20 protein-coding genes and 1 pseudogene are annotated in these 23958 nt (G+C 68.4%); 7 read left to right on the top strand and 14 right to left on the bottom strand.

Features of this window, described 5'->3' with window-relative positions:
- Positions 1-37: 37 nt before the first annotated feature.
- The 3 genes from Psi02_RS36340 to Psi02_RS36350 form a co-directional block, all read right to left on the bottom strand.
- A complete protein-coding gene (locus Psi02_RS36340) occupies positions 38-460 on the bottom strand; it encodes a Tn3 family transposase (RefSeq protein WP_203980458.1) in 423 nt (140 codons plus the stop codon).
- Positions 403-1032, bottom strand: a complete 630-nt coding sequence (locus Psi02_RS36345; protein ID WP_239095461.1) for a LysE family transporter — start codon at positions 1030-1032, stop codon at positions 403-405. The genes Psi02_RS36340 and Psi02_RS36345 overlap by 58 nt, the downstream gene beginning before the upstream one ends.
- Positions 1033-1288: 256 nt before the next feature.
- A complete protein-coding gene (locus tag Psi02_RS36350; RefSeq protein WP_239095462.1) occupies positions 1289-1918 on the bottom strand; it encodes a TetR/AcrR family transcriptional regulator in 630 nt (209 codons plus the stop codon).
- A gap of 128 nt (positions 1919-2046) precedes the next feature.
- Here Psi02_RS36350 and Psi02_RS36355 point away from each other — a divergent pair, with 128 nt between their 5' ends.
- Entirely contained in the window at positions 2047-2703 is a 657-nt protein-coding gene (locus Psi02_RS36355; RefSeq protein ID WP_203980401.1) for a CatB-related O-acetyltransferase, read from the top strand.
- Positions 2704-2855: 152 nt separating this feature from the next.
- Here Psi02_RS36355 and Psi02_RS36360 read toward each other — a convergent pair whose 3' ends face one another.
- From Psi02_RS36360 to Psi02_RS36375, 4 genes and pseudogenes are all read right to left on the bottom strand, one after another.
- Positions 2856-3470, bottom strand: coding sequence for a TetR/AcrR family transcriptional regulator (locus tag Psi02_RS36360; RefSeq protein ID WP_203980402.1), 615 nt, complete (start codon positions 3468-3470; stop codon positions 2856-2858).
- Positions 3471-3662: 192 nt separating this feature from the next.
- Positions 3663-5957, bottom strand: coding sequence for a LamG-like jellyroll fold domain-containing protein (locus Psi02_RS36365; RefSeq protein WP_203980403.1), 2295 nt, complete (start codon positions 5955-5957; stop codon positions 3663-3665).
- 43 nt (positions 5958-6000) lie between these two features.
- Complete coding sequence (locus tag Psi02_RS36370; RefSeq protein ID WP_239095463.1) at positions 6001-6882, bottom strand: SDR family NAD(P)-dependent oxidoreductase; 882 nt, start codon at positions 6880-6882, stop codon at positions 6001-6003.
- A gap of 199 nt (positions 6883-7081) precedes the next feature.
- Positions 7082-7678, bottom strand: a pseudogene (locus tag Psi02_RS36375) (SDR family NAD(P)-dependent oxidoreductase); the annotation flags it as partial.
- Here Psi02_RS36375 and Psi02_RS36380 point away from each other — a divergent pair.
- Positions 7600-8319, top strand: a complete 720-nt coding sequence (locus Psi02_RS36380; protein WP_203980405.1) for a helix-turn-helix domain-containing protein — start codon at positions 7600-7602, stop codon at positions 8317-8319. The pseudogene Psi02_RS36375 and the gene Psi02_RS36380 sit on opposite strands and share 79 nt — an antisense overlap.
- Before the next feature lie 131 nt (positions 8320-8450).
- Here Psi02_RS36380 and Psi02_RS36385 read toward each other — a convergent pair whose 3' ends face one another.
- The 3 genes from Psi02_RS36385 to Psi02_RS36395 form a co-directional block, all read right to left on the bottom strand.
- Positions 8451-8795: a DUF1801 domain-containing protein gene (locus tag Psi02_RS36385; protein ID WP_203980406.1), complete on the bottom strand. Its 345-nt coding sequence runs from the start codon at positions 8793-8795 to the stop codon at positions 8451-8453.
- A 136-nt stretch (positions 8796-8931) separates the two neighbouring features.
- Entirely contained in the window at positions 8932-9681 is a 750-nt protein-coding gene (locus Psi02_RS36390; RefSeq protein WP_203980407.1) for an SDR family NAD(P)-dependent oxidoreductase, read from the bottom strand.
- 185 nt (positions 9682-9866) lie between these two features.
- Positions 9867-12563, bottom strand: coding sequence for an ATP-binding protein (locus Psi02_RS36395; RefSeq protein WP_203980408.1), 2697 nt, complete (start codon positions 12561-12563; stop codon positions 9867-9869).
- A gap of 600 nt (positions 12564-13163) precedes the next feature.
- Between Psi02_RS36395 and Psi02_RS36400 the strand changes: the two genes are divergently transcribed.
- Positions 13164-13358, top strand: coding sequence for a hypothetical protein (locus Psi02_RS36400; RefSeq protein ID WP_203980409.1), 195 nt, complete (start codon positions 13164-13166; stop codon positions 13356-13358).
- Complete coding sequence (locus Psi02_RS36405; protein WP_203980410.1) at positions 13355-15865, top strand: X2-like carbohydrate binding domain-containing protein; 2511 nt, start codon at positions 13355-13357, stop codon at positions 15863-15865. The genes Psi02_RS36400 and Psi02_RS36405 overlap by 4 nt, the downstream gene beginning before the upstream one ends.
- Here Psi02_RS36405 and Psi02_RS36410 read toward each other — a convergent pair.
- On the bottom strand, positions 15850-16386 hold the full coding sequence (locus Psi02_RS36410; RefSeq protein ID WP_203980411.1) for a VOC family protein: 537 nt from the start codon (positions 16384-16386) through the stop codon (positions 15850-15852). The two genes, Psi02_RS36405 and Psi02_RS36410, sit on opposite strands and share 16 nt — an antisense overlap.
- Positions 16387-16424: 38 nt before the next feature.
- Entirely contained in the window at positions 16425-17294 is an 870-nt protein-coding gene (locus Psi02_RS36415; protein ID WP_203980412.1) for a sigma-70 family RNA polymerase sigma factor, read from the bottom strand.
- 136 nt (positions 17295-17430) lie between these two features.
- On the opposite strand from Psi02_RS36415, the gene Psi02_RS36420 reads away from it, so the two are divergent.
- A complete protein-coding gene (locus Psi02_RS36420; RefSeq protein WP_239095464.1) occupies positions 17431-17844 on the top strand; it encodes a VOC family protein in 414 nt (137 codons plus the stop codon).
- A gap of 244 nt (positions 17845-18088) precedes the next feature.
- On the opposite strand, the gene Psi02_RS36425 is transcribed toward Psi02_RS36420, so the two are convergent.
- Both Psi02_RS36425 and Psi02_RS36430 read right to left on the bottom strand, forming a co-directional pair.
- Positions 18089-19201, bottom strand: coding sequence for an ABC transporter substrate-binding protein (locus Psi02_RS36425; protein ID WP_203980413.1), 1113 nt, complete (start codon positions 19199-19201; stop codon positions 18089-18091).
- 140 nt (positions 19202-19341) lie between these two features.
- Complete coding sequence (locus Psi02_RS36430; protein WP_203980414.1) at positions 19342-20025, bottom strand: TioE family transcriptional regulator; 684 nt, start codon at positions 20023-20025, stop codon at positions 19342-19344.
- A 90-nt stretch (positions 20026-20115) separates the two neighbouring features.
- On the opposite strand from Psi02_RS36430, the gene Psi02_RS36435 reads away from it, so the two are divergent.
- Both Psi02_RS36435 and Psi02_RS36440 read left to right on the top strand, forming a co-directional pair.
- Complete coding sequence (locus tag Psi02_RS36435) at positions 20116-21273, top strand: erythromycin esterase family protein (protein WP_239095465.1); 1158 nt, start codon at positions 20116-20118, stop codon at positions 21271-21273.
- A gap of 219 nt (positions 21274-21492) precedes the next feature.
- Positions 21493-23955, top strand: a complete 2463-nt coding sequence (locus Psi02_RS36440) for a zinc metalloprotease (RefSeq protein ID WP_203980416.1) — start codon at positions 21493-21495, stop codon at positions 23953-23955.
- The last annotated feature ends 3 nt before the right edge of the window (positions 23956-23958 follow it).

Here is a 23958-nt window from a genome sequence, read left to right on the forward strand (position 1 = left end):
CCCAGCGCCGACGCAGCTAAGCGTTGTTTTTCGGCGCCTACTCGGTGGTCCAGGCGACCACGGCGTTGGTGGCCAGCGTCAGGCACCACGCCTGCTCGGTCTGAGCTTCGAGGTGCCGCGCTCGGATGGCGCCCTCGTGGGCGTAGAGCAGGTCTCGCTTGAGCGCGTGCAGCGACTCGCCCTTGTTCAGCTGCCGGGAGATCTTGCGCCGGTAGGCCGGGTCAGCGAGGTATCGGGCGGCGTAGATGGTGCGCCGCAATGCCCCGTACTCCTTGAGCGCTGCGGCGAGCGCGTTCTGCCTGCCGGCCGCGGACAGCTTGCCGACCAGTAGCGAGGCGGTGGCGTGACCGAACTTTAGCGAACCGGCCAGCCGGAGCAGGTCGTCGTGGACCCCGATGCGGATCAGGAGGCCGAGATGAGCAGATGAGCGGCAAAGGCGGTGATGAGGATGCTGGAACAGACGGAGGTGATGAGCCGTCCCCCGCTTCCGGTCAACGCCCGGCCGAGCAAGGCACCTCCACCGGCGAGAAGCAGCTGCCAGCTGGCGGACGCCGCGAAGGCGGCCAGAATGAACACTGCCTGGCCGAGGAGGTCCGGAGCCGCCGACGCCTGGGTGGCGAGCACCAGCGCCGCGAAGTAGATCACGGTGATGGGGTTCATCATCGTGATCCCCAGCAGCCCCAGATAGGCCCGTGTGGGAGTGAGCGGGGCCTCATCGGTCCGGCTTGCGACCTGCTGCTTGCGATACTGGCGGAATGCGGTGATGCCGCTGCGGGCCGCCATCGCGATGAGCACGAAGGCCGAGGCCCATCGCAGAGGGGCCATGATCGGCTCAAGGACGGGGGTGAGCGCGGACCCGCCTATCGCGGCGACCAGCGCGTACAGGCCGTCGGCGGTCGCGACGCCCAGTGCGGCGCAGATGCCGATCTTCAGAGACGTGCGGGCGGTGAGGGCCACCAGATACGTCGCGACCGCTCCGACCGGCATCGCGATGCCGTAGCCGGCGAGCAGGCCTGCGACCAGGGCGGCCATCAGACGTGAGCGGGTTTGAGCCTCCGTGGGCGGCTGGGCTGCTGCTGGACCCGCGCCGGGGAGGTGGCGGGGATCAGCGGCAGCGAGAGAGTGATCTTGTGCATGGGCAGATGCTGCCAATGCGGTCACCGCAGCGCAATCTATTTCCGAGGTAATTGACACGGCCGAATAGCGATGCGTACTGCCGGGTTCCGGTTCCGGGCTCCCCCCGGATGTCGTCGGCCGCGAAGCGCTCGGGATCGCGGGCTTTGCGGGTTCATCCGGTGAAGGCGCCGGCGGATGCGGCCAGGACGGCGGTCCTGGCCACCTGATCGGGCAGATCGGGGTGCGGTGGCGTGCGGAGAAGCACGAGTTGATGGTAAAGCGGCGCGGTGGCGGCGATGAGCAGACGCCGCGCGTCAGTGCCCGGGGAAAGTTCACCGCGCAGGACGGCTCGGCCGACGATGACCTCGCAGCGGGCGTAGCGGTCCTCCCAGAGCCGCCGCACCCCCCGGGCGGCTTCCTCGGAGCGGAACGAGGCGGCGATGAGCGCCGCGACGATCGGCGGATGCGCGGTCAGGGCCGCCTGGCTCTCGTGGTTGAGCGCCGCCAGGTCGCCCTGCAGAGAGCCGGTGTCCGGGGGCTGCCAGCCGTCCTCGCTCGCCGCTTCGAAGACATCGGCCAGCAGGCCGCCGACATCGCGCCAGCGCCGGTACACCGTCGCGCGGTGCACACCCGCGCGGGCCGCCACGGCCTCCACGGTGAGCTCGTCATAGCCGCGCTCGCCCAGCTCGGCACGGACCGCGTCGAGAACCTGCTCCCGGACGCGGCTGGTACGGCCACCCGGCCGCCGCCGGATCGGCGGCACGGGCGGGTCGTCCAGCGGCAGGGACGAGGTGGGAGTCACCGCCGAGAATCCGTTTGCTTCACAGGCAACATCATGCCAACATCTTAAAGTAACACTTGTCGCATTAAGGATCGGATCAGGTGCATGCGGGTACCTGCCGTCAGCAGAGAGTCCGAGGAAGCGATCCCATGACGCCGTACGCGCCCCCCGACCCGGCCGTGCTGCACCCCATGCCCGGCCAGCCGCGGGTGGTGCTGCTCCGGCCGCTGGTCACATCCCCGTTGATCGAGGTCGGGGAGTACTCCTACTACGACGACCCGGACGACCCGACCGCGTTCGAGACGCGCAACGTGCTCTACCACTACGGGCCGGAGAAGCTGGTCATCGGGAGATTCTGCGCGCTGGGTACGGGGGTGCGGTTCATCATGAACGGCGCCAACCACCGCATGGACGGCCCCTCGACCTTCCCCCTCCCGACCATGGGCGGCTCCTGGTCCGAGCACTTCGACCTGCTTACCGGCCTGTCGAACCGCGGCGACACCGTGATCGGCAACGACGTCTGGTTCGGGTACGGCGCGACGGTGATGCCGGGCGTGCGCATCGGACACGGCGCGATCATCGGCGCCCGCGCCGTGGTCACCTCCGACGTCCCCGACTACGGAATAGTGGGCGGCAACCCGGCTCGTCTCATCCGCACCCGCTACAACGAGCAGGACATCGCCCGGCTGCTGGCGGTGGCCTGGTGGGACTGGCCGGCGGAGCACATCACCGAGCACGTGCGAACGATCATGTCGGGCAGCGTCGATGACCTGGAGGCCGTCGCCCCGGACACCCGTCACCGGTGATCGCCGTCGCGGTTGACCCGAAGTGCGTCCGTGTCCACGTGTCTATGCGTGGAGCAGGATCCGGCGATCCATCACCTCGGGAGTATGCGCGCGGACGGGACTGGTCACCCAAGGAGACGACTCCGCATGGGGCGAAAGGTGAAGGGCGGCCTTCAGGCGGGTGGATCACCGGGGAGGCCCAGGTGGCGGTGGAGCATCTGGTGCATGGTCCGCCGGAACCGGCGCAGGCTCTGCGGGTTCGAGGGTCCCCGGAGTTCCCCGTCAGCCTCCAGAACGCCCCCTGTGACAAAGCCGTGGACGGACCAGATCACGGTCCAGAGCGTGTACTCGATGTCGACGTCGGTATCGGGGAGCAGATTTCCCACCGCCTTGCCGATCATCCCGGTGAGCGGCTCGACATATTGGTTCTCCAACTCCGCGACGTCCGCCGCGTCCAGCAACCATCGGTGCATCCAGAGCGCCACGATGTCCGGATGCTCGACGTAGAAATCAAGGTAGCGGTCGAATAACTGGTGAACCGAACCGTTCGCTTCGAACTCCGCCGCCGCCGACTCGAGCGCGGCACGCTCCGATTGGAACGCCCGTTCCATGACTGCGAGGTAGATATCCCGTTTGCCGCCCACCTGCTCGGTGATCGTGGTGATGTCCAGCCCGACCGCCTCAGCGATCTGACGGATTGACGTGCCGTCGTAGCCGAGAGCCGCGAAAAGCCGTGCCGCGACCTCCAGAATGACCTCGGGCCGGCCCCCGTGTTCCTGTGATGCCATTACCTGGCGCTACCCAAGGTCGCATGCGCCTAATCGGTCAAATGGAACATCTTGTACAAGACGGTCCAAAAGGCCCCGAGGTCGCGGTGTCGACCACGGGCACGCACCCGGCGGACGGTCGGGCGTCCGTCGTCCGCTCAGATGGGCCGGCCGTACGGGGCCGACCACGCCGCCGGCCCCGTACGGTCCGCGTCACTTGAAGGTGGTCAGGAACTCGCTCGTCCGCAACGCGCGGGACGAGATGCGAACGTCGCCGATCCATCCGTAGAAGCCCTGGCCGAACTGCAGGGCACTCTGCGTGGCACCGATGACGAACGGCTTGCCGAGGGTGGCGATGCCCGTCGAGGGCTGAGTGGGGTTACGGACGATCTTCGATCCGTTCACGTAGATCACCGTTGCCCGGCCGTCGTTGACCACGGCGATGTGCATCCACTCTCCGGGCGGCAGGGCGTGGCTCCACGATGTGGGGCTCGCGTTCTGCACATCCGGATAGACGATGTACTGCAGGAACCGCTCGGGAGACAGGTTCAGGCTGCAGGTGGGTTCGTCCTGGGAGTAGCCGTTGGTCTTGCCGGCGTCGCCGCTGCGACCCTCCCAGCTGAGGATGCCCATCCACGCATGGTCACCCTGGAACGGATCGGGCAGCTTGATGAACGCCTCGATCGTGTATCCGGAGCGGAACTTCATGCTGTTGACGGGCGCACCGGCCACAGCCTCGAGAATCGCGGCCCTGTTGGGGCTCTTGCCTCCGTCGAAGCGCAGGCTGGCATGCGCCGGCTGCCCGGTGTGGTGATCGGGCGACCAGGTGAGCAGATGGTTCGAGCCGTCGCCGATGCTCCAGTCGGCGAGCTGGATGAGCGAATCACCGGAGTTCGCGGTGACGTTGAGCCGGTAGTACGCGTAGGCGGTCTTGTTGGTGAAGCTGTAGGTGTTGGTGGCGAACCGCCCGCTGAAGGTCTGCCCCGTCTGCGTGTCCAGGTCGGTCCACGAACTGCCGTCGTTCGACCCCTGCACCGCGAAGTCCTTGGGGTCGCGGCCCGGCGAGTCGTTCGCGGAGGTGAGCGCGTACTGCACCACCACCGCGGGCTTGGCCAGCTGGTAGGTCACCCAGCCGGTCGAGCTGAACGCCAGCCACTTGGTCGACGAATTGCCGTCCTTGAGGTTCGCGGCGCTTTCGTTCGGCGCGTTCTCGGCGCTCGCGGTCACCGCGTTGACCTGGCTGAGCAGGTTGCCTGGCACCGGAGTGCCGAGCTGCTGAACCGTCAGGTTGTTGCCGTTGCCGGTGAGGTCGGGAACCACCGTTCCGGCCGCGACGGGGCTTCCCGCCGTGCCGGCTCCGGTCAGCCCTGCCGCGTCGAAGCGCCAGTACGCCACGGTGCCCTTGGGCGTCACGGCACTGACGGGGCGCGGAGGGGGCGGCGTTGTCGGGGCGAACCCCTGGAAGCGCGCGGTGAAGTCGATGTCGATGCTGAAACGGTCCGTCGGGCCGGTGAGCTCCAGCGTCTCGGCCTCGAGGGGAGACCGACGCTCCGGGTCGCGGTCCAGGAACCACGGCGAGATGGTTTCGACGTCGACGACGTTCCGGACGAGGTCGAAGTGATACAGGCGGATCATGCCGCCGCCACCGTAGTAGCGGTCCTGGTAGTTGGTGATATGCGCGTGAACGTCGTTGCCCGCGTCGTTCTTCAGAACCGTGCGCGCGGGCGGCCAGAAGTGACCGTTGAGCGTGAGGAAGATCTGGTCGTTACGGCGAATGATGCCGTCCCACAGCTGTTGCCCGTAGGCGGACAGGGACGCCGTGCCGTTGTCGCCCGGAGCGACCAGCTCGTGGGTGGTGAGAATGACGGGCAGCGTTCGGTGAGCGTCGATGACGCCCTGCGCCCACCGCACGCCCTTGTCCGACAGTCTCCAGTCGAGCGCGAGGATCAGCCATTCACGGCCGCCCGCCCGAACCACGTGGAAACTGTTGTAGCCGTCGGGTGAGGCGCCCCGGAAGGTCGGCGACTTGGCGAAGCGCTGCGGACCGAAGACGCTCAAGTAGGGCGTCTTTCCGCGCTGGTCGTCCGACGTGACGTCGTGGTTTCCCGCGAGCACGCTGTACGGCACCTTGTTGTCGATGGCCCGGAAGGTCTTGCCCGCGAGCGTTTCCTCCTGCTCGGTGCCGTGCTCGGTGACATCGCCGAGGTGAGTCATGAACGCGATGTTCAGGTCCGCGCGTTCCTGAATGAGGTAGTCGAAGGTCTTGAGCAGTGGCTCGGGGTTGGCGCTGTCCGCGTCGAAAAGGTATTGGGTGTCCGGCAGCACTGCCAGGGCGAAACGGGGACTCTCCTCGTCGAAGTGCCCGTTGTCGCCGGAACGCTGTCCATCGTCCGCGCTCGCCGGAGAGGCTCCTACCAGCGTCGACAAAGCGCCGACGGCGGGAGCGGCCAGTGCGGCCTGAATCAGGGCGCGGCGTCCGACACCGTGCTGTTCGCCTACGTTGTCCATCAGTCTCCAAACCGATACTTCCTAGGTAACGGCCGGACCGTATTCAGCACGCACGGCTGTCCGGTGAAGAAGATCTGAATCGTGGGAGCCGGACGCAGGAAGATAAAGCCGCAAGGTGGTCTCGGGCAGGGGATGCCTGGTGGCGGCGCTCATCAGCAGGCCCCGACAACCATCGAGATCGCGAAGCGTCACCGGAGTACTGGGCGAGGGCCGAAAGGTGGTTCCACTTCTCCCATTCGGCGAGGCGTCCGGCGTACGTCGCCTGGGCCATCGATAGTGCCGCGCCTCCAAGGAACAGGCGCAGCGGTGGTTCAGCGGTGTCCACCAGTTCCAGGATCACCTGTGCCGTGGCCGCGGGGTCGGCTTGTGGGGCGGCGGCGCTGATGGCTGCTCTCTGGGCGATCAAGTCCTGGTAGGCCGGGGAGGGCGTGGCCCGGATGGACGACGAGCCGCTCCAGTCGGTGGCGTACGCCGCGGGCTCGACGATCGTCACCTTGATGCCGAACGCGGCGACCTCCTGGGCCAGAGCCTCGCTGAGTCCTTCGACGGCGAACTTGGAGGCGTGGTAGACGGACAGCAACGGCCATGCCACGATCCCGGCGATGCTCGACACGTTGATGATGTGCCCGGCGCCCGCCGCGCGCAGATGGGGAAGCGCGGCCTGGGTGACCCAGAGGGTGCCGAGCACGTTGGTGTCCAGCTGCTTGCGGGCCTGTTCCTCAGTGATGTCCTCGGCGGCGCCGAACAGCCCGTATCCGGCGTTGTTGACCACGATGTCGAGTGTGCCGAAGTGCTCGTGTGCGCGGTCGACCGCCGCGACCACGGCCGCCCGGTCGGTGACGTCGAGTGCGAGTGGGAGGAGCCGGTCGTCGGTCCTCTCCTTCATTTCCACCAGGACCTGCGGGTCTCGGATGGTGGCTGCCACCCGGTCGCCGCGCTTCAGCGCGGCTTCGGCCCAAGGCGGCCGAAACCGCGGGAGGCGCCGGCGATGAACCAGGTCTTCGTCATAGCTTTCGCCTTGTCGATGGAAGGTATGCGTGGGTCGCCGGCGGGCACAGGGCGTCGACGGTCAGCCCTGGCACCGTGATGATCCGGGTGCGCCGAGCCCGCCGGGCTGGTGATCATCAGTTGAGTGTCGCTTCGAGCGCGTAGTCCCAGAGGCGGTCCGCGACAGCCGGGTCGACCGCCCAGTGCGCCACGCCGCCGGGCACTTCTGGGCCGCCGGGCACTTCTGGGCCGCCGGGCACCGCCTCCTCTTCCTGGTTGTCCGAGAAGTACCGGCCGGTCACCCCGTCGAGCAGCGGGGACGCGGCGAGCAGCACCGAGGTGGCGGCTCCCTGCTCCGGGGTCTTGTAGTAGTCCGGAGTCAGGAGGTTTCCCTCGTCGTCCATCGAGCCGAACGCCCGCCTGGTGTCATCGTCGAGATGCCGCTGCAGGTTGGTGTGGATGTAGCCGGGGTTCAGCGAGTTGGCGGTGACTCCGTCGGCGGCCCAGCGCCGGCCGACACCGACCGCGAGCAGAACATCGGCCGTCTTCGACTGCGCGTACGCTGCCCAGCGGTCGTACGGGCGTCGCTCGAAGTGCGGGTCGTCGAAGTCGAAGGACGCGCGCAGATGGGCGCCGGAACTCACCGTGACCATCCGTGCGTCGCCGGCCTGCCGCAGGTTCTCGTGCAGGCCGGCGACCAGAGCGAAATGACCGAGGAAGTTCATCGCCAGCTGAAGCTCCCAGCCGTTGGGTCGTCGGCGGCCGGTTCGACTTCGGTGAGCGGGCCCAGGAGCTGCTGCTCGACGCGCTGCCGCCGGTGATCCATGTGCCCGGCCGCACCGCCGAGGCCGCCACCGTGCGGTGGGCGCTCGAGCAGATCGACGCCGAGCTGCGCCACCGGCCGCTCGCCTCGACACTGGTCACCGAGCATCTCGCCCTGGTGATGCTGATCCACCTGCTGCGCCTGCACCTGGCCGTCGCCAGGCCCGGTGAGGTGTCCGGCTGGTTGGCCGGGCTCGCCGACCCGGTCGTGGCCCCGGCGCTGCGGGCCATGCACGCCCGGCCGGACCGCTCCTGGACGGTGGCTCAGCTGGCTGAGGTCGCGGCGGTGTCCCGGTCAACGCTCGCCGCCCGGTTCAAGCAGGTCGTCGGGCAGGGCCCGCTGAACTACCTGAGCGGCTGGCGGATCGAACTGGCCGCCGACCGCCTGCGCCGCGGCGACGGAACGGTGGCGGCGATCGCCCGTGAGGTCGGCTACGGCTCGGAGAGCGCGCTGAGCAACGCGTTCAAGCGGGTCACCGGCGCGTCCCCGCGCGATTACCGCCGCCGGATCGGTGCAATCGGCGATTCCGGTGTCGGCGCAGTTCGGATGTGACCTCAGGTTGAGATCCGCAAAGTGAGGGCCGAGCCGTCCTGGGGACAGGGTCTCGTCAGTAGTTGCGCAGGGTCATAACCTCCTTGAACGACAAGCTGCGCAGTGAAATCAGACGGGGCGAGTCAGCCTGCTCACAAAGCGACCGTGGTCTTTTCCAGGATGTCAGCGAGGCGCGTGTAGTCGACATCCTGCCCTTCTACGATGTCGGCGGCCTTGCGTTCCCCTTTGCCCAGTGCTCGGATGAAGCCCTTGACCACAGGGACGTCCGTGGCGTTGAACACCATGAATGACACCTTGTCCCGGGAGACCGCTATGACGGCCGCGAATTGGCCGTTCTTGAGGAAGTGCGGCTTGCCGTACTGCAGCCGTTCTTCGACCGTGGGAACGGTCTCGTGGACCATCGCACGCAGCTTCTCGCAGACGCCGATCTGCCAGGGCGCGGTCTTGTTGATGTACTGGGTGACGTCGTCGTTCATGCCGTTCTCCAAATGTCGCTTCCGCGGGTTGCTTCGCGCAGGTCCCCTCTGGGGGGAGGCATCGCGTTCACGCTCGTCCCAGCCCGCGGCATCGGCCCGCGGGTAAGGGTCTTCGCCTCCCCCGGCACCCGTCGTGTCAGTCGACGAGGGCTCCGCAGGACATGTTCACCTGCGTGGAGGTGATGCTCCTGGCGTGTTCCGACGCCAAGAACGCGGCGACTCGGCCGACATCGTCCAGGGTCGCGGCTCGCTTGAGAAGCGTCGCATCCACCATCTTCTGCTTGTAGGGCGCCATCTCGGGAAGGTCGGGCATGGAATCGGGGATCCCACCGGTACGCATCGAGACCACGCGTACGGAGTGCGGGCCGAGCTCGCAGGCCCACTGGCGGCGCATGGCCTCGATCAGGTCGCAGCCGACCTGTACGGTTCCCAGGCCGGGCGAGGAGTTGGTCGGGTCAGAGCCGCCGAAGTTCAAGATGACTCCCGAGCCCTGCTTGACCATGTGCCGTGCGGCGGCCTGTGCGGTCAGCAGAAACGAGCGCGCCACCTTGTCCATCGCGTGGCCGAAGTCGGCGACGGGCATGTCGAGCAACGGCACGAACAGCGCGTCCTGGGAGATGACGTTGACCGAGACATCGATGCTGCCGGTCTGCGCCACGATGGAGTCGACCCAGCCGTTGACGGCGCTCGCGTCCAGGGCGTCCACGATCGCCGTCTCGGCCAGGCCGCCCTGGCGGCGGACGTCCGCGGCGACGGTGTCGAGCTTGCCGGGAGTGCGGCCGGCGAGGAAGACCCGCGCCCCCTCGGCGGCGAAGCCCCGCGCCATCGCTCCGCCGATGGCTCCGCCGCCCCCATAGATCACCGCGGTCTTGTTCTCCAGAAGCATGTGCGTCTCCGTTCGTCGGTTCGATGGCTCGAATCTAGGGACGGCACGGAAGGGCGGGCATCGGCCTCACGACTGCTCTGACAGATCCGCTGATCAGGACGGGCGGCGACGGCAACGGCGTACCGCGGGCCGGTCCGCGGCGGGTGCCGGCCGTGGTGACGAGTAAGTAGGTCGACTGATACGGCTCACAGCTCGAGCTTGGCGAGCTCCATCCTGCGGGTCACGCCGATCTTCGGATAAGCCCGGTAGAGGTGATGTCCCACAGTGCGCGGGCTGAGGTACAGGCGCGCTGCGATCTCCCTGTTGCTGTACCCGGCTGCGGCCAGTCGCACGACCTGGAGTTCCTGTGGGGTCAGCCGCTGGAGCGGGTCGTCGGCCTGAGCCTGGGCCACGGGTCTGTCGCCGAGGACCGTCAGTTCGGTGCGGGCACGCTCGGCCCAGCGTGCCGCGCCGAGCCTGGCGAAGGTGTCCTCTGCTTGCGCCAGAGCGGCGCGGGCCTCTGAGCGGCGGCGCTGGCGGCGCAGCCATCCTCCGTATGCGAGTTTGGTCCGCGCGAGTTCGTACGGCCGGTCGGGGATGAGCCGCAGCGCGGCGCGGTAGTGACGTTCGGCCTGGTCACCATCGGTGAGCAGAGCCTGGCAGCGCAACTCCAGAGCCTTGCCGACGTCATTGTGGGCGGCCCACGCCGCCAAGGCCGGCAGGTGTCGTCGGGCCAGGTCGGCGCGTCCGGTGCGGATGGCGGCTTCGACGTGATCCGGTATGGCCCTGATGAGCAGATCGTGTCGGGCAGGGCCCCCGCATGCTTCCTCGAACCAGTCGAGCGCCTGCTCGGAACGTCCCTCGGCGAGATCGAGCAGTCCCACGCCCCACGAGGCGAGGGCCGCGTTGGTGGGGTGCAGGGCAGCGTGTCCACGCACCTCGGCCGCCAACGCACGGCACTCGGCGGCGTCGCCGATGACGGCGGCCAGCCAGGCCGCGATGCCCTTCAGTACGGTCACCTGCATGTCCATGCCGATGTCGGAGGCCAGCGAGATGCCTTGAGCGAGGTCGGCCTGAGCGCCGCGGAAGTCGCCCCGCAGCAGCCGGCCGATGGCCAGCGGCTCCAGTACGTACGGAAGCCAGCCGAGCGACCCGTCCGCTCTGACGTCGGCCGCCAGCGACTCCAGCACGTCCGTCGCCGCCACGTCGTCGGCGGTCAGCAGTCCCATGAATCCGGCGATCACCCGCTCAACGAAGTCCTGGACGGTTCCGGTCCGGACAGCCTCGACCAGCGCGCGCATGGGCACGACCGCCGCGCCGAAATCGCCGTCGGCGTGCCTGCCGTATCCGATCAGGGCCGCCACCACGGGGGTCAGCGCCGCGCCCGAGGGCAGCCGGACGGTCTCCAGTTGGGCGACGGCCTCTTTGACGAGATCGTGGGCGCATGCGTCACGGGCCGCCCACACGGCCTCGGTCAGCATGGACACCGCCCGCTCCGGATGGCTGCCGGTGATCAGCTTGGCGCCCTCCAATGCCAGGGCCGCGTCGGCGGCCGGCGAGGTGCTTTCGTAGGCCACTTGCGCACGCACATAGGTGGCCTCGGCGACGACAGCGGGCCTGCCGGTCAGCGCAGCGGCCTCGGTCGCCAGCCGGGTCGCCCATTCTGGGCGGCCGGCGTCGTAGGCCGAGCGGGCCGCGCGGACCATGCGCTGCGCCTTGCCCTCCTGCCCGGTGCTGAGCCGCGCGGCCCGCTCGTACGCCAAGGCGACCGCCACCGCCCCACCGCGATATCGGGCTCGCTCGGCAGTGTGTTCCAGCTCGCCGGCGACTTCGTCGTCGGGGCCGGTGGCCGCGGCGGCCCGATGCCACGTGCGGCGGTCGGAGTCCGCCACAAGCGACAGCGCACCGGCCAGGGCTTGGTGTACGGCGATGCGCTGATGATGAGGGGCGCTCTGATACACGGCCGACCGGATCAGCGGATGACGGAACTTGATCTCGTCGGCTGACGTGACGACGAGACGGGCCTCCTCAGCCGGACCGAGATCGACGGGTGACACACCGAGGGCGACGCCTGCCCGCAGGACCACATCGAGTTCGCCGGCGCCGTCGGCCGCCGCCAGCAGAAGGAGCAGGCGGGTGGCGGCGGGCAGCTCCTCCAACTGGGCCCGGAAGGCGTCCTGCACGCGTGCGGCGATCCTCAGCGGACCGACCGGCGTAACCAGGCCGTCCCTCGACGCGTGGGAAAGCTCTATCAGGGCCAGCGGGTTGCCGCCCGCCTCGTCCAGGAGCCTGTCACGCACCGGAACAGTCAGCTCGGGCGCGCAGTCCGCCAGCAGTTCCACGGCGGAGTCACGGTCCAGTCCGTCCAGCCGCATGACCTCGATCCCCGGTGTGAGGAACGGTTGTGCGGTGTCCCGTACCGCGAAGACCATCGCGATCGGATCCTCATGAAGCCTGCGCGCTGCGAACAACAACGCGTCCGAGGACGCCTGATCCAGCCATTGAGCATCGTCGATCAGGCACACCAGCGGCCGCCGCGCGGCGAGGTCCGACAGCAGCGTCAGCGTCGCGGCGCCAACCAGGAACGGGTCGCGCACCGGAACCTCGGCCAGACCGAACACCGACCGCATGGCGGCCGCCTGCTGGCCCGGCAAAACGTCCAGCCGGTCCGCGAACGGATGCAAGAGCAGGTGGAGCCCACTGAATGGCAACTCGGCCTCGGTCTCGATGCCGGCCCCCCGTAACACCTCCATCCCGTCCGCGACCGACGCCAGATCCTCGAGCAGGGCCGACTTGCCGATCCCCGCCTCTCCCCGCACGACCAACGCCCCGCTCCGCCCTTCGCGGGCGTTTGCAAGCAGCACCTCCAAACGGCCGTGCTCAAGGCGGCGTCCTATCAACATGACGGCACAGTAGCGCCCACGCCAAAGTGGCACATAAACGCGCGCAGACCCCCATCCTCGCTGTCGATGCCCCAGCCGAGCACCTCCGCCCAGAACCGGCCAAGCGCGGCGGAGTCTCGCGCCTTCATATTGATCTACACCAGTCTCGTCGCCATGCCGTAGATCATAAAGGCGCCCTCGATCAGCACCGCGGTGAATACGGCCGTAACCGCAGGAGTATCCGTGAGGGCGCCCGTGCCGGCTGGGTAAGCATGGCCCGAAACGTAGGCGTAATAATTTCCTTCGTCAAGTATTGATTCATGGGCGAACGAGTCCTACGCTCGGCGGCACTTCACCGGCTTCCCTGCCAGATTTTGAGGACCCCCCGATGCCCGCTGTCGCCCTCCGCGCCGCACCTCGACCACCACTCCCGGCATACGAGCCACGGCATGTCGCCGAACCCCTTCGGTGTCCGGCGCCGCATCACGCATGAGGGCCGCGCTCGTTTCCCGGGTTTCCCGCCGGACGAAAGCGGGGGCCGCGCGTTCCGTCTCCACTTCCAACCGCGCGGCGACGATGGCGGCGCCCGCATCCTGACCAGGCCCCGAAGGGTTCGCCCTCGTGCACACCGACGGCGCTGAGCTGCCCGGCTCCGCGCTCGCCGTCGCAGGCATCCCACTGCCCACCCTCGACTCGCAGCGGGCGGTGCTCCTCGACATCACGAGGCTGCCCTCGCCGATCGCTGCACCGGACGGCCCATGCCGCTGGTCACGGGCATCGTGGCCCCGGACCACACAGGAGGAGAAGATCGCATGAAACGGTACACGAGGGCGCGTCGAGCCCTCGCGGTGACGAGCGTGGCGGCGATGGCCGTCGGGCTCATGCTCGGCGATGTCATGCCGGCGGCCGCGACCCGATCCGACGCGGCCGCCACCGCCCTGACGGCGTCCACGACCCCCACTCCCTCGCCGACGCCGTCGTCCGACACGGTGCCGACGCCGACGCCCAGGAAACCACTCGCATCGACCGCCGACCCGTGGGCCACGCAGCCATACATGGGGTGGAGCAGCTACAGCATGCAGGTCTACTCCGGGAACTCGAAGTGGATCACCGGCGACCAACTCGTCAAACAGTCCGACGCGATGCACGCCAAGCTGCAGAAGTACGGCTATGACTACATCAACGTCGATGCGGGATGGAACGACGGGGTTGACGCCAACGGGCGGCCCAAGCCCAGCGCCACGCTCTACCCGCAAGGCCTCCAGAAGATCATCGACCACGTCCACGCGAACGGCCAGAAATTCGGGGTCTACATGATCCCGGGCATCTCCCCCGACGTCTACAACGCGAACCTGCCGATCGCCGGAGCCCCGGGGTGCACGACACACGACGTCGTAGCGCAACCGCCCCGCCCCTCCGACTACTGGAAGATCGGCTACCGGATCGACTTCTCGAATCCGTGCTCACAGAAGTACATCGACTCGATCGTCGACCTGCTTGCGCAGTGGGGTGTCGACTTCGTCAAGTTCGACAGCGTCACCCCCGGATCCGGGGTGAGCGACCTGTCGCTTGACGCCCGGGACGACGTCGCCGCTTGGTCGAAGGCGCTCAAGGCGCACAAGATCTGGTTCGAACTCTCGTGGGCGCTCGACCCGAACTACGCGGACTACTGGCGATCCAAGGCCAACGGCTGGCGGATCCAATGGGACGTCGAGTGCTACTGCCCCCATGACGCACTCACGAACTGGGACAACATCGCCCGGCTGTTCCCGACCGAGGCGACCTGGTGGCGCAACGGCGGAGACGGCGGTTGGAACGACCTCGACTCGCTTGACGTCGGCAACGGCAAGATGGACGGCCTGACCCGCGACGAACGACAGACCGCGATGACCCTGTGGGCGACCTCCGCCGCGCCGCTGTACACCGGCAACGACCTGACAGACCTCGACGCCTACGGGCTCAGCCTGCTCACCAACCCGGAGGTCATCGCCGTCGACCAAGCAGGAACGCCGGCGCGTCCGGTCTCCACCACGACTCAGCAACAGGTGTGGTACGCGCTCAACTCCGACGGCAGCTACACCGTCGCGCTGTTCAATCTCGGCCGAACCGAAAAAGACATCACCGCGAACTGGACCGATATCGGTCTGACCGGCACCGCCACCGTGCGCGACCTGTGGGCGCGCAAGAACCTCGGCCGTTTCCGCACCGGGTTCACCGCCTCGGATGTCCCCGTCCACGGGGTACGGCTCCTCAAGGTGACGCCTCAGTCCGGCGCCGGAGTCACCGTCAACGACGATGCACTCCGCGTCGGCTATGCCGGTGAGTGGACCCGCAACGATGGAAAAGAGGTCGCCGCGACCTCACAACCACTTGCCGTCAACGTCACCGACACCGGCACTGCGGCGCCGCCGTCGGCATCGGGCCCGACTCGGACCACCACACTCGACGACACCGCCTCCGGCATCGTCTACACGGGATCATGGTCGCAAAGCACCGGACGGGGTTTGGGCGACTACGGCGACGGCGTGCATTACACCGAACACGACGGCGACTCGTTCCAGTACAGCTTCGTGGGCACGGGTGTCTCCTACGTCACTGAAATGGACACCTCGCAGGGTGACGTCGATGTCTACATCGACGAGCAGTTCGTGAAGAGCGTGAACACCGGGCGTGATTCAGGACAGCCGCGCCTCACGCAACAGACGGTATTCAGCGTGGACGACCTTCCCAACGGAAGCCACACGCTCAAAGTCGTCAAGAAGTCCGGATCCTTCATGCTGCTCGACCGCATCGACGTGATCCAGCCGAGTCTCATCGACCCGTCGGCTGTGTCGTTCGACAAGAAGGCTCCCGCGGACGTGCAGGTGAAGCTCCTGCGCGACGGCAGCGAGTTCGCCGGGGTTTCGCTCGATGGCACAGCGCTCAAGGAAGGCACCGACTACACCCTGTCGGGATCGACGGTGACCCTGGCGGCCGGATATCTTGCCACGCTGCAGGTCGGTGCGGCGAAACTGGACTTCGCGTTCCGCGGAGACTACCTCGACGACGTCCACGCCACGACCCACAACGGCGACTCGGTCTCGTACACGTTCGCGGGCACAGGAGTCGACTGGATCACCGCCACCACGCCTGATCAGGGTCTCGTCGACATCTACATCGACGGCGAACTCGTCAAGCGCGTCGACACGCACAGCGACGTGCGCGCGACGCGGCAGAAGGTGTTCAGCGCCTCAGGGCTCACGAAGACGCATCACACCTTCATGGCGGTGAAAGCGTCGGGCGACGTGATGCGCACCGACGTCATCCGTTACACCACCCGATGACCCGGGGAGGGCCGGGGCGTCGGGTGACGCTCCGGCCCTCCTTCGCACAACGACGCAGACGGCGCCGATGCCCCGCCCCGGCCACCGCCCGCCCTGCCCTGAATACCGGTCTGCCGCGGCTGGGTGAATCGCAGCATGTTGCCGGAGGGATCGCGGAAGGCGCAGTCGCGGACGCCGTCGGGCTGGTTGATCGGTTCTTGCATCACTTCGGCGCCCGCTGCCTCGATGTGCTGGAAGGCGGCGTCGCAGTCGTCGGTCCCGAAGACAAGATGGCCCAGCAGGCCGTCGGCCATCAACTCCTCCATCGCCTGCCGGTCGCCCGGCGAGGCACCCGGGTTCGCGCCGGGCGATTGAAGGATGAGTTGCACGTCCGGCTGCGACGGCAGACCGACGCTCATCCACCGCGTCTCCTCGCCTTCGACGTCATCGCGTACCTCGAAGCCGAGCACGTCACGGTAGAAGCCGAGCGCCTCGTCAAGGTCGTGGACGGCGAGAGTGCAAGACGAAAGCTTGAGATTCATGCCGGTCACGCTGCGGACCGGTCGGGGAGTACGGCTCATCACTGCTCTGTTTTGTCGGCGTGAAGAAAGACGATGTCGAGGTCGCGAAGCCGGTCGGCGTGGGTGTCGATGGCGATGTGGGTGATCTTCCCGGCGCTGATGGCGAAGGTGAAGACGGCCTTCGGCCGGCCGCGGTGCGACCAGACGGCCGACGGAACGCCGTCGACCAGAGCCAGCCGGGCGGCCTGAGCTCGTCCGGCGAAGAAGGCCGCCACCGCGTGGGCGCCGCGGACCTCGACGGCCACGGCGTCCGGATCGAGCAGTTCGAGCAGGGCGGCGAAATCCCCGCTCCGGGAGGCGGCGAGGAACGCTGCGACGATTTCCCGCTTCGGGGATCGCGCGGCGTCGGATGCCTCGGACGCTCCTTGCACCCGTCGCCGGGCCCGGCTGGCGAGTTGCCGGGCCGCCGCCGGGGAGCGGTCGATGATGGCGCCGATCTCGCCGAACGACACGGCGAAGACGTCGTGCAGGACGAACGCGAGCCGTTCGGCGGGAGCCAGCGTGTCCAGCACCACCATCAGCGCGACACCGACCGAATCCGCCAGCAGCGCCTCGTCCTCGGGGTCGGCCCGGCCGGTCGGGAAGGTGCTCGCGTGCGGCGTGGCCGGCTCGGGCGGCAGCGCCCCGGCCGACTCCTCACGGCGGTTCCGGCGTGCCTCCAGCATGTTCAGGCAGACCCGGGCGACGACCGTGGTCAGCCACCCGGCCGGGTTCTCCACCTGGCCGGTGTCGGCGCGGCTGACCCGCACCCACGCCTCCTGTACCGCGTCTTCGGCTTCGCCGGGTGAGCCGAGCATCCGGTAGGCCACCGCCTGCAAGCGGTCGTGGTGCTCGGCGAACCGCTCGTTCAGCCAGTCCTGCTCGATCATCGGTCACATTCCTCCGTCTCGGCCTGTCATACCAATTGACCGGCGAACCGACGCCGATGTGACCGCCGGGCCCGGCCCGGATGTCACGCCTGCAGGTTCAGGCAGCACATACACCGAAATCATCAGGAGACATGGCATGAAGGCGCACGTGAGCTCGATCCTTCTTGGCGTCCGGGACATGGATCGGGCCAAGCAGTTCTACACGGAGGGTCTCGGCTGGAAGGTCCAGCGAGACTACGGCATCTCGGTGTTCTTCGAATCGGACGGCGCCTCGCCCGTCGGCTTCTACGGCCGTGAAGGCCTGGCCGCTCAGGTGGGTACGGACCAGGAAGGCAGCGGCTTCAGCGGACTGGTCCTCACCTACGTCGTCCGCAGCGAGGCGCGAGTCGATGAGATCATCGCGGAGGCCGAGAAGGCCGGCGCCACGATCCTCAAGCCCGCCGGCGCCCTGCCGTGGGGCGGGTACGGCGGCTCCTTCGCGGATCCGGACGGCTACATCTGGAGTCTCGGCTACAGCGCAGAGGGAACGGACCAGCCCTACGCGGAGTAGTAGCCGTCGGGGAGCGCTTGTGGCGAGTGCGGGTGACGCGGCCACTGCCGGGCACACCGGCCGGACTTCTCCGGACGGATGGTGCCTCAGCCTGACCGGCGTCACCGGCACCGAGGCGGTGGTTCGGCATCGACGCGGGATCGTGTCGACGCCGAACCACCGCGCGTCGTGAAACGCCGCGTGACCCCGGCCCGGTGCGTCGACGGGAACGCATCGGCCGCACCCGGGAACCGTTCGTGCTCTCTCAGCCGGCGTGAAGGATCCGAAAGCGATCGGGTTCCGCCGGATCTCGATCAACGACGTGAATGGGCGGCCAAGCCCATTGCCGAACGCTGATGCCCGGCGTGCGGGAGAACCGGATCTGCCCGCGGGTGCCTTCGACTGCGACGCGCGCCCAGGATTCGGCGGTGCGCGCCCGGTCCGCTCCGTGAGAACGCAGCACATCGGCGAGGACGGCGATCGTGTCGTAGCCCTCGAAGGCGACGAAGGAGGGCGTTTCGGCCAGCCGCTCGCGGAGGGCCGTCTCGACTCGTGCACCGAGTGGGCTGAGACGCTCGGGCAGGTAGCGCAAGAACGGGATCGCGGCGCCGTCGTGGCCCAGCAGCCTCGCCCATTCGGCGAACTCCGGTTGCCCGGCCGGAGCACCGATCATGATCTCGGCCAGGCGCCGGTCGCGGCGGACGGACTTGACGATCGACACCGCCGGCTCCGGGTGGCCGACCAGAAGTAGGAGGGCCGTCGCGCTATTGTCCGCGAGTTCGTCGCACACGGCCGTAGGGGCGAGCACGCGCATGTCGAGTTCGATGACGGTGCCGCCGCGTGGAGCGAGGTAGTCCCGCAGAATGCGGGCCCCAGACGCCCAGTAGACACTCGACTCGGCTGCTACGGCGATTCGGTCGTGGCCCGCGCTGAGGAGGAAGTCCGCGTAGACCTGCCAACCGTGGGACTGCGCCGGGGCGATGCGCGCGACCCATTCCGTCGGCTGTTCGGTGAGCGCGTCGAGAACCGCTGACGAGCAGAGGTACGGCAGGCCGAGGGCGTCGGCCCTGGCGGCGGCGGCTCGGGCGACGACGCTGTGATACTCCCCCGCCAAAGCGGCCACGCCCAGGCGAGCCAATTCGTCTACGGCCGCCGCGGCCCTCTGCGGATCGGCCGCGGTGTCCCGGACCACCAGCTCGAGTGGTCGTCCGACGATCCCGCCGGCGTCATTGACCTCGCGAACGGCCAGTTCGAGTCCAGCGAGCAGGTGTCGGCCTGCCTCGACCCAGCCAGGCCGAGTCAGCGGAACGAGAGCGCCGATCTGGACGGATGATCCGTCAGCCGGTTCCGCTCCAGGTGACGATGGTGGCGTATTCATGCGTTGGCGTATCCCCTGTGACGATTCGGTTGCGCGACATTCTCGTGCGCCACATGATGCTTCTGGTCATTAATCAGGCGAAATGCCTCGTCACTCAGGCATGGTTCCCTGCCGTTTCGTGTGGTGGACGTGACTCGGCCTCAGGGTTCGCGGGCGCAGAGGTACGCGTCCAGGTCGGCGGCGCCCTTGAGCATGGCCCGGCCCCGGGCGGACAGGCGGGCCTGCCAGTCGCTCAGGGTCGACTCCAGCGGGGCGACGCCTCCGGCGGAGCGGACCTGAGCGATCAGCGGGGCGATCTGCTCCAGCAGGTAGCCGCCCCGCCTGAGCTGGTGGGCCAGCCGGACGTCCCGTACGTCGGCCGCGCTGTAGATCCGGTAACCCGTCTGCGGATCGCGGCGCGGCCGGATCAGCCCGGCGTTCTCCCATTTGCGCAGGGTGGCAGGGCGGATGCCGAGCCTCCTGGCCAGGGGGCCGATGAACGTGTCGCCGCGCTCCTGCGGCACGGGCGCCAGATCGCGGAGCGCGGCTTCGACGGCCTGAAGGGTGCGGCGGTCGTCGAGGAGTTGGCCGTGACTCTCGTCGATGAGCCGCAGCGCGTCCTCGGTGGCACCCCGGTTGACCGCCTGCATGATCGACGTGGCCGTCTGGTGACCGTGCCCGGGCACGAGGGCGAGGAACGCGCTCAGGGCTCGCGCGTGCAGCGGCGTATAGGTGCGATAGCCGTGGACGGTGCGTTCGGCGGCGGGCAGGATGCCGGCGTCCTCGTAGTTCCTGATCGCCTGGGTGGACAGGCCGGGCTCGCGCGCCAGGTCCACGGGCCTCATGGATGCACCACCGATTGAAGCTTTCTCGCGACTACACCGGGATTTTCGCGCCGAAGTTTACACCGAATGTTCAGCGATACCGTTGAAGGTATGGACATCAAGGACACGGCCCGGCCGCTCGATGGCGCGGGCGTCTCGGCGTTCCTCCGGTCACTTCCCGCCAAACCCCTGCTGCTCGGCCTGGGCGAGGCCAGGCACTTCGTGGGGGAGCTGGGCGAGCTGCGCAACCAGATCTTCCGGCATCTGGTCGAGCACGAGGGCTACCGGTCCTTCGCCATCGAGAGCGACTGCCTCAGGGGCCTCGTGGTGGACGACTACATCACGACCGGCGCGGGCACGCTCGATGACGTCATGGAGAGCGGCTTCAGCCACGCCTTCGGAGCGTCCCCGGCCAACCGCGAACTCGTACGCTGGATGCGCGCGTACAACGAGGAACATGACGAAAAGCTCCGGTTCTTCGGCTTCGACGGTCCGCTGGAGTATTGGGCCGAGAGCCCGCGGCAGGCGCTCACCGGCCTCTACGCCCTCCTCGACGGCCCCCTCCCCTGCACCATGGAAACCCTCGACGCGCTGCTCGGCCCGGACGACCGGTGGACGAACGAGGCCACGGTCATGGACCCGTCCCAGTCGATCGGCCGGTCCGCCGACGCCCGGCGGCTGCGGATACTTGCCGACGACCTGGTGGCACTGCTCGACACGCAGGTGCCGCGGCTGAGCGTGAAAGACAGGGAGCGGGCGGCGCTGTACGCACGCACCGCCGTCGGCCTGCTCCGCTACCACTCCTGGATGGCCGACACGTCCCCGGCGCGGATCATGCGGCTGTCGGCTCTGCGGGACGCGATGATGGCCGCCAACCTGCGCGCCGTCGCCGGGCAAGGCTCCGCCCTGGTCTTCTGCCACAACCTTCACCTGCAGCGGGACAAGAGCTCCATGCGGATCGGCGACCTGCCGGTGGAGTGGTGGAGCGCGGGGGCGATCACCGAAGCGCACCTGGGCGACCGGTACGCCTTTCTGGCCTCCGCCTTCGGCACGGTCGGCGACGACACCCCGCCCCCGGACACCGTCGAGGGCATCCTGTCCACACTCCCGTGGGACCGCTCTCTCATCGACGCCCGCCGCCTGGCCGAGGCCATCACGAAGCCCGCCCCGCGCGTCTCCCACGACTTCCGCTATTTCCCGCTGGACCCGGCCCGGCTCGACATGATCGATGGCGTCGTCTTCCTCAAGCAGGCTGTCAAGCTGGGTTGACGGCCTGTTTGCCGGTGTGCTGACACGCACGCGCGTGAAGCCTCTGGCGGGGAAGGCCGCCCGCTCGTCTCCAGGCGGCGCCCGACGGCGAGCGCATCGTTGCCGGGATGATTCGACTTCCTCGCGCCCGGAGAGTTGCCCGCAAGGGCGGAGATCGCCGCCCTTGCGGGCGTCCGTTGTGCCGTGGTGCGTGGGGAGCGTCGCAGCGGATCATCAGGCATGCGTGCTCTTGACCGCCCGTCGCCGCGGACGGCGGCCGCTGGGCGCAAGGAACCGGTTCGGGCCGTCGTCGCCGCGGCCGACCCGCTGGCGCAGCGGGCGATAGCCGTTCAGCGAGAGGTCAAGGGCGATCAGGACTTCGCCGCCGCGGCCGCCGACCCGAACCGACGGCGCGAGGCGATCCTCTATCTCAACCACCCCCAGCACGCTGAGGCCGCGAGGAACGTCAAGCTTGACCTGGCGATCGTCGAGGCGATGCTCACGGTGGTCGGGCCGCTCGAGCACAACGCCCGCGGCGCGTTGCTGGAGCGCGGCTTCGCCATCACAACGAAGGAGAATCCGAACTGGGCCAAGGCGACCGGGTTCATCCTCGTGCTCGACGACCCGGGCATCGCCAGGAATCTCGGCACGCTGAGCGACAAGGAGGCCAAGCTCCTCGCCAAGGGCGCCCGGCAGGCCGGACGCGCAGGCGACGAGCGGCTGATGCGGCCACTCCGGCAGAAGATCCGAAAGCAGCCCGGTCAGCTGTTCGGCACCGTCACCGTGACGACGACCGCTCACGACGGTTCGGACCACGCCCGCTACTCGTACGAGGCCCGCATCCAGTTCGATCCCGACCCGGAGGTGGTCGACGCGACCAAGGTCGCCTTCGTCCAGACCATGAGCCTGGTGAAGACGTCCGGGTGGTGGCCACGGTCACAGGACGATCGGAAGGGCGTCTCCGGCCGGCTCAACGACAAGACGCAGGCGATCGACCGGGCACCGACCTTCAAGTCCGGCTGGTTCGGGCAGCAGAACGACGGCTCGTTCAAGCTGAGCGGAGACGGCGGCGCCCAACCGGCCGTCCTCGAGAACGGTGTCGTCAAGCAGCCCGCGGTCTTCCTGGACAAGCCGGACGGCAAGGACGGCGACCGTACCTGGCGGTATGAAACGAGCATCATCGCCGAGGACGGCCCCGACAAGGGGTTCGTCTACGCCGTGGTGCGCTGGGGGTTCAAGGTCGACGACGACCTCAAGGTGGAGAAGATCCCGCACGAGATCCGCCAGGTGCCGACCGGGGACTTCGCCACCGCCGCCTCGGCGTGGAACGCGCAGGCGTCGTCATCCTCGCCGGCCACGTCCGGCCAGCAGGCACTGCCGGTGCTCCGGTTGCTTGACACCGGCGCGCCGCCGCACCTACCGGCCGGCCGCGAAGTCACCGCGCCCGGCACGGGTCCCCCCGCCCGGTACGCGTTGGAGACGAGGGACCTCGCGACCTTCGACGCCAGATCGCGTGCCCAGTGGGCGGCGAAGCTACAGGGTTCGGCCGGCAATCAGGCCGCCCGGCACCTCATCACGCCGGTCCAGCGCTGCGGCGGTGAGGTGCACGCCGGCTGTGCGTGCGCGGAGGAGTTCGTCCAGCGTCAGGAGAAGGGGCCCTTCGGGGCGGCCCGGGAGGCGTTCCTGGCCGTCGAGCACAAGGCGCAGTTCGACGCGATCCAGGGCCTTGCGATGAACTCCCTGCTGCCGAAGACGGCTGCCCTGTCGGAGGAGGTGCGTGCCGACGAGGGCGCGGCGCAGTCGTCCGGCGGTCCTCGTCTACTCGCGGCACTCCGTGCGGTCGCGGCGAGAGGTAAGCCCTGGCAGGCGTATTTCGAAGCGAACAACGCGATCGTGGCCGGCCTGCCGGTGGACCAGATCGGCGACATCGTGCAGTTCCTCGGCGGGCCCAAGGGCGCCGCGTACTATCCGGCCGACCAGATCAAGGACAAGGACTTCGGTGGGAAGTTCGACGGCTCGGTCGATCCCGCGGCAGGGCTGGTGACGCTGTATTTCCGGGTCAGGTTCGACGCCGACGCGGTGCGCTGGGGACCTTCGGCGCCGGGTACGCCGAATGCCGAGCGGGAGACGCGCGACGGCCTGGCCAAGTTCCAGGCGGATTTCAAGCGGGTGGTCGAGTCGTCGTGGTCGTTCAAAGGCAAGATCAAGGCCGCGTGCCCGGTCGGCGGAAGGCCGGCGCTGGACACGAAGGTCGTGGTGACTGTTGTCGACTCCCGCGAACACACCGTCTTCCACCTGTTCTCGGAGAGCGCCGAGGGCCGGTCGAACGCCGCGCCGGGCGAGGGCAACCTGAGAATCGACACGGTGGAGGAGGGCAAGCCGGTCACCAAGACGGTCAGCGACCCGACCGGCAGGCACCCCACCGAGGTGACGACGAAGCAGATCCCGGCCGCGCACGAGTTCGGCCACGCAATCGGGCTGCACCACCCGCACTGCAAGGGCGGCGACGACAACTGCTACGGCGTCACCGCCGAGGAGCGGCGGGACATCATGGGTGCCGGCAACCTGCTGCAGGCGATCAAGCACGGCAAGGCCGCGCCGCACGACGACTTCGGGCCCTTCGAGGCGATCGCGAGGGCATGGGGGGAATCCCACCTCGTCGGTGCCTCCGCCGCCTGCAACATCTGGACCGCCGTCCCGTAACCA

It is taken from the genome of Planotetraspora silvatica (genome assembly GCF_016863315.1).
Classification (GTDB): Bacteria; Actinomycetota; Actinomycetes; order Streptosporangiales; family Streptosporangiaceae; genus Planotetraspora; species Planotetraspora silvatica.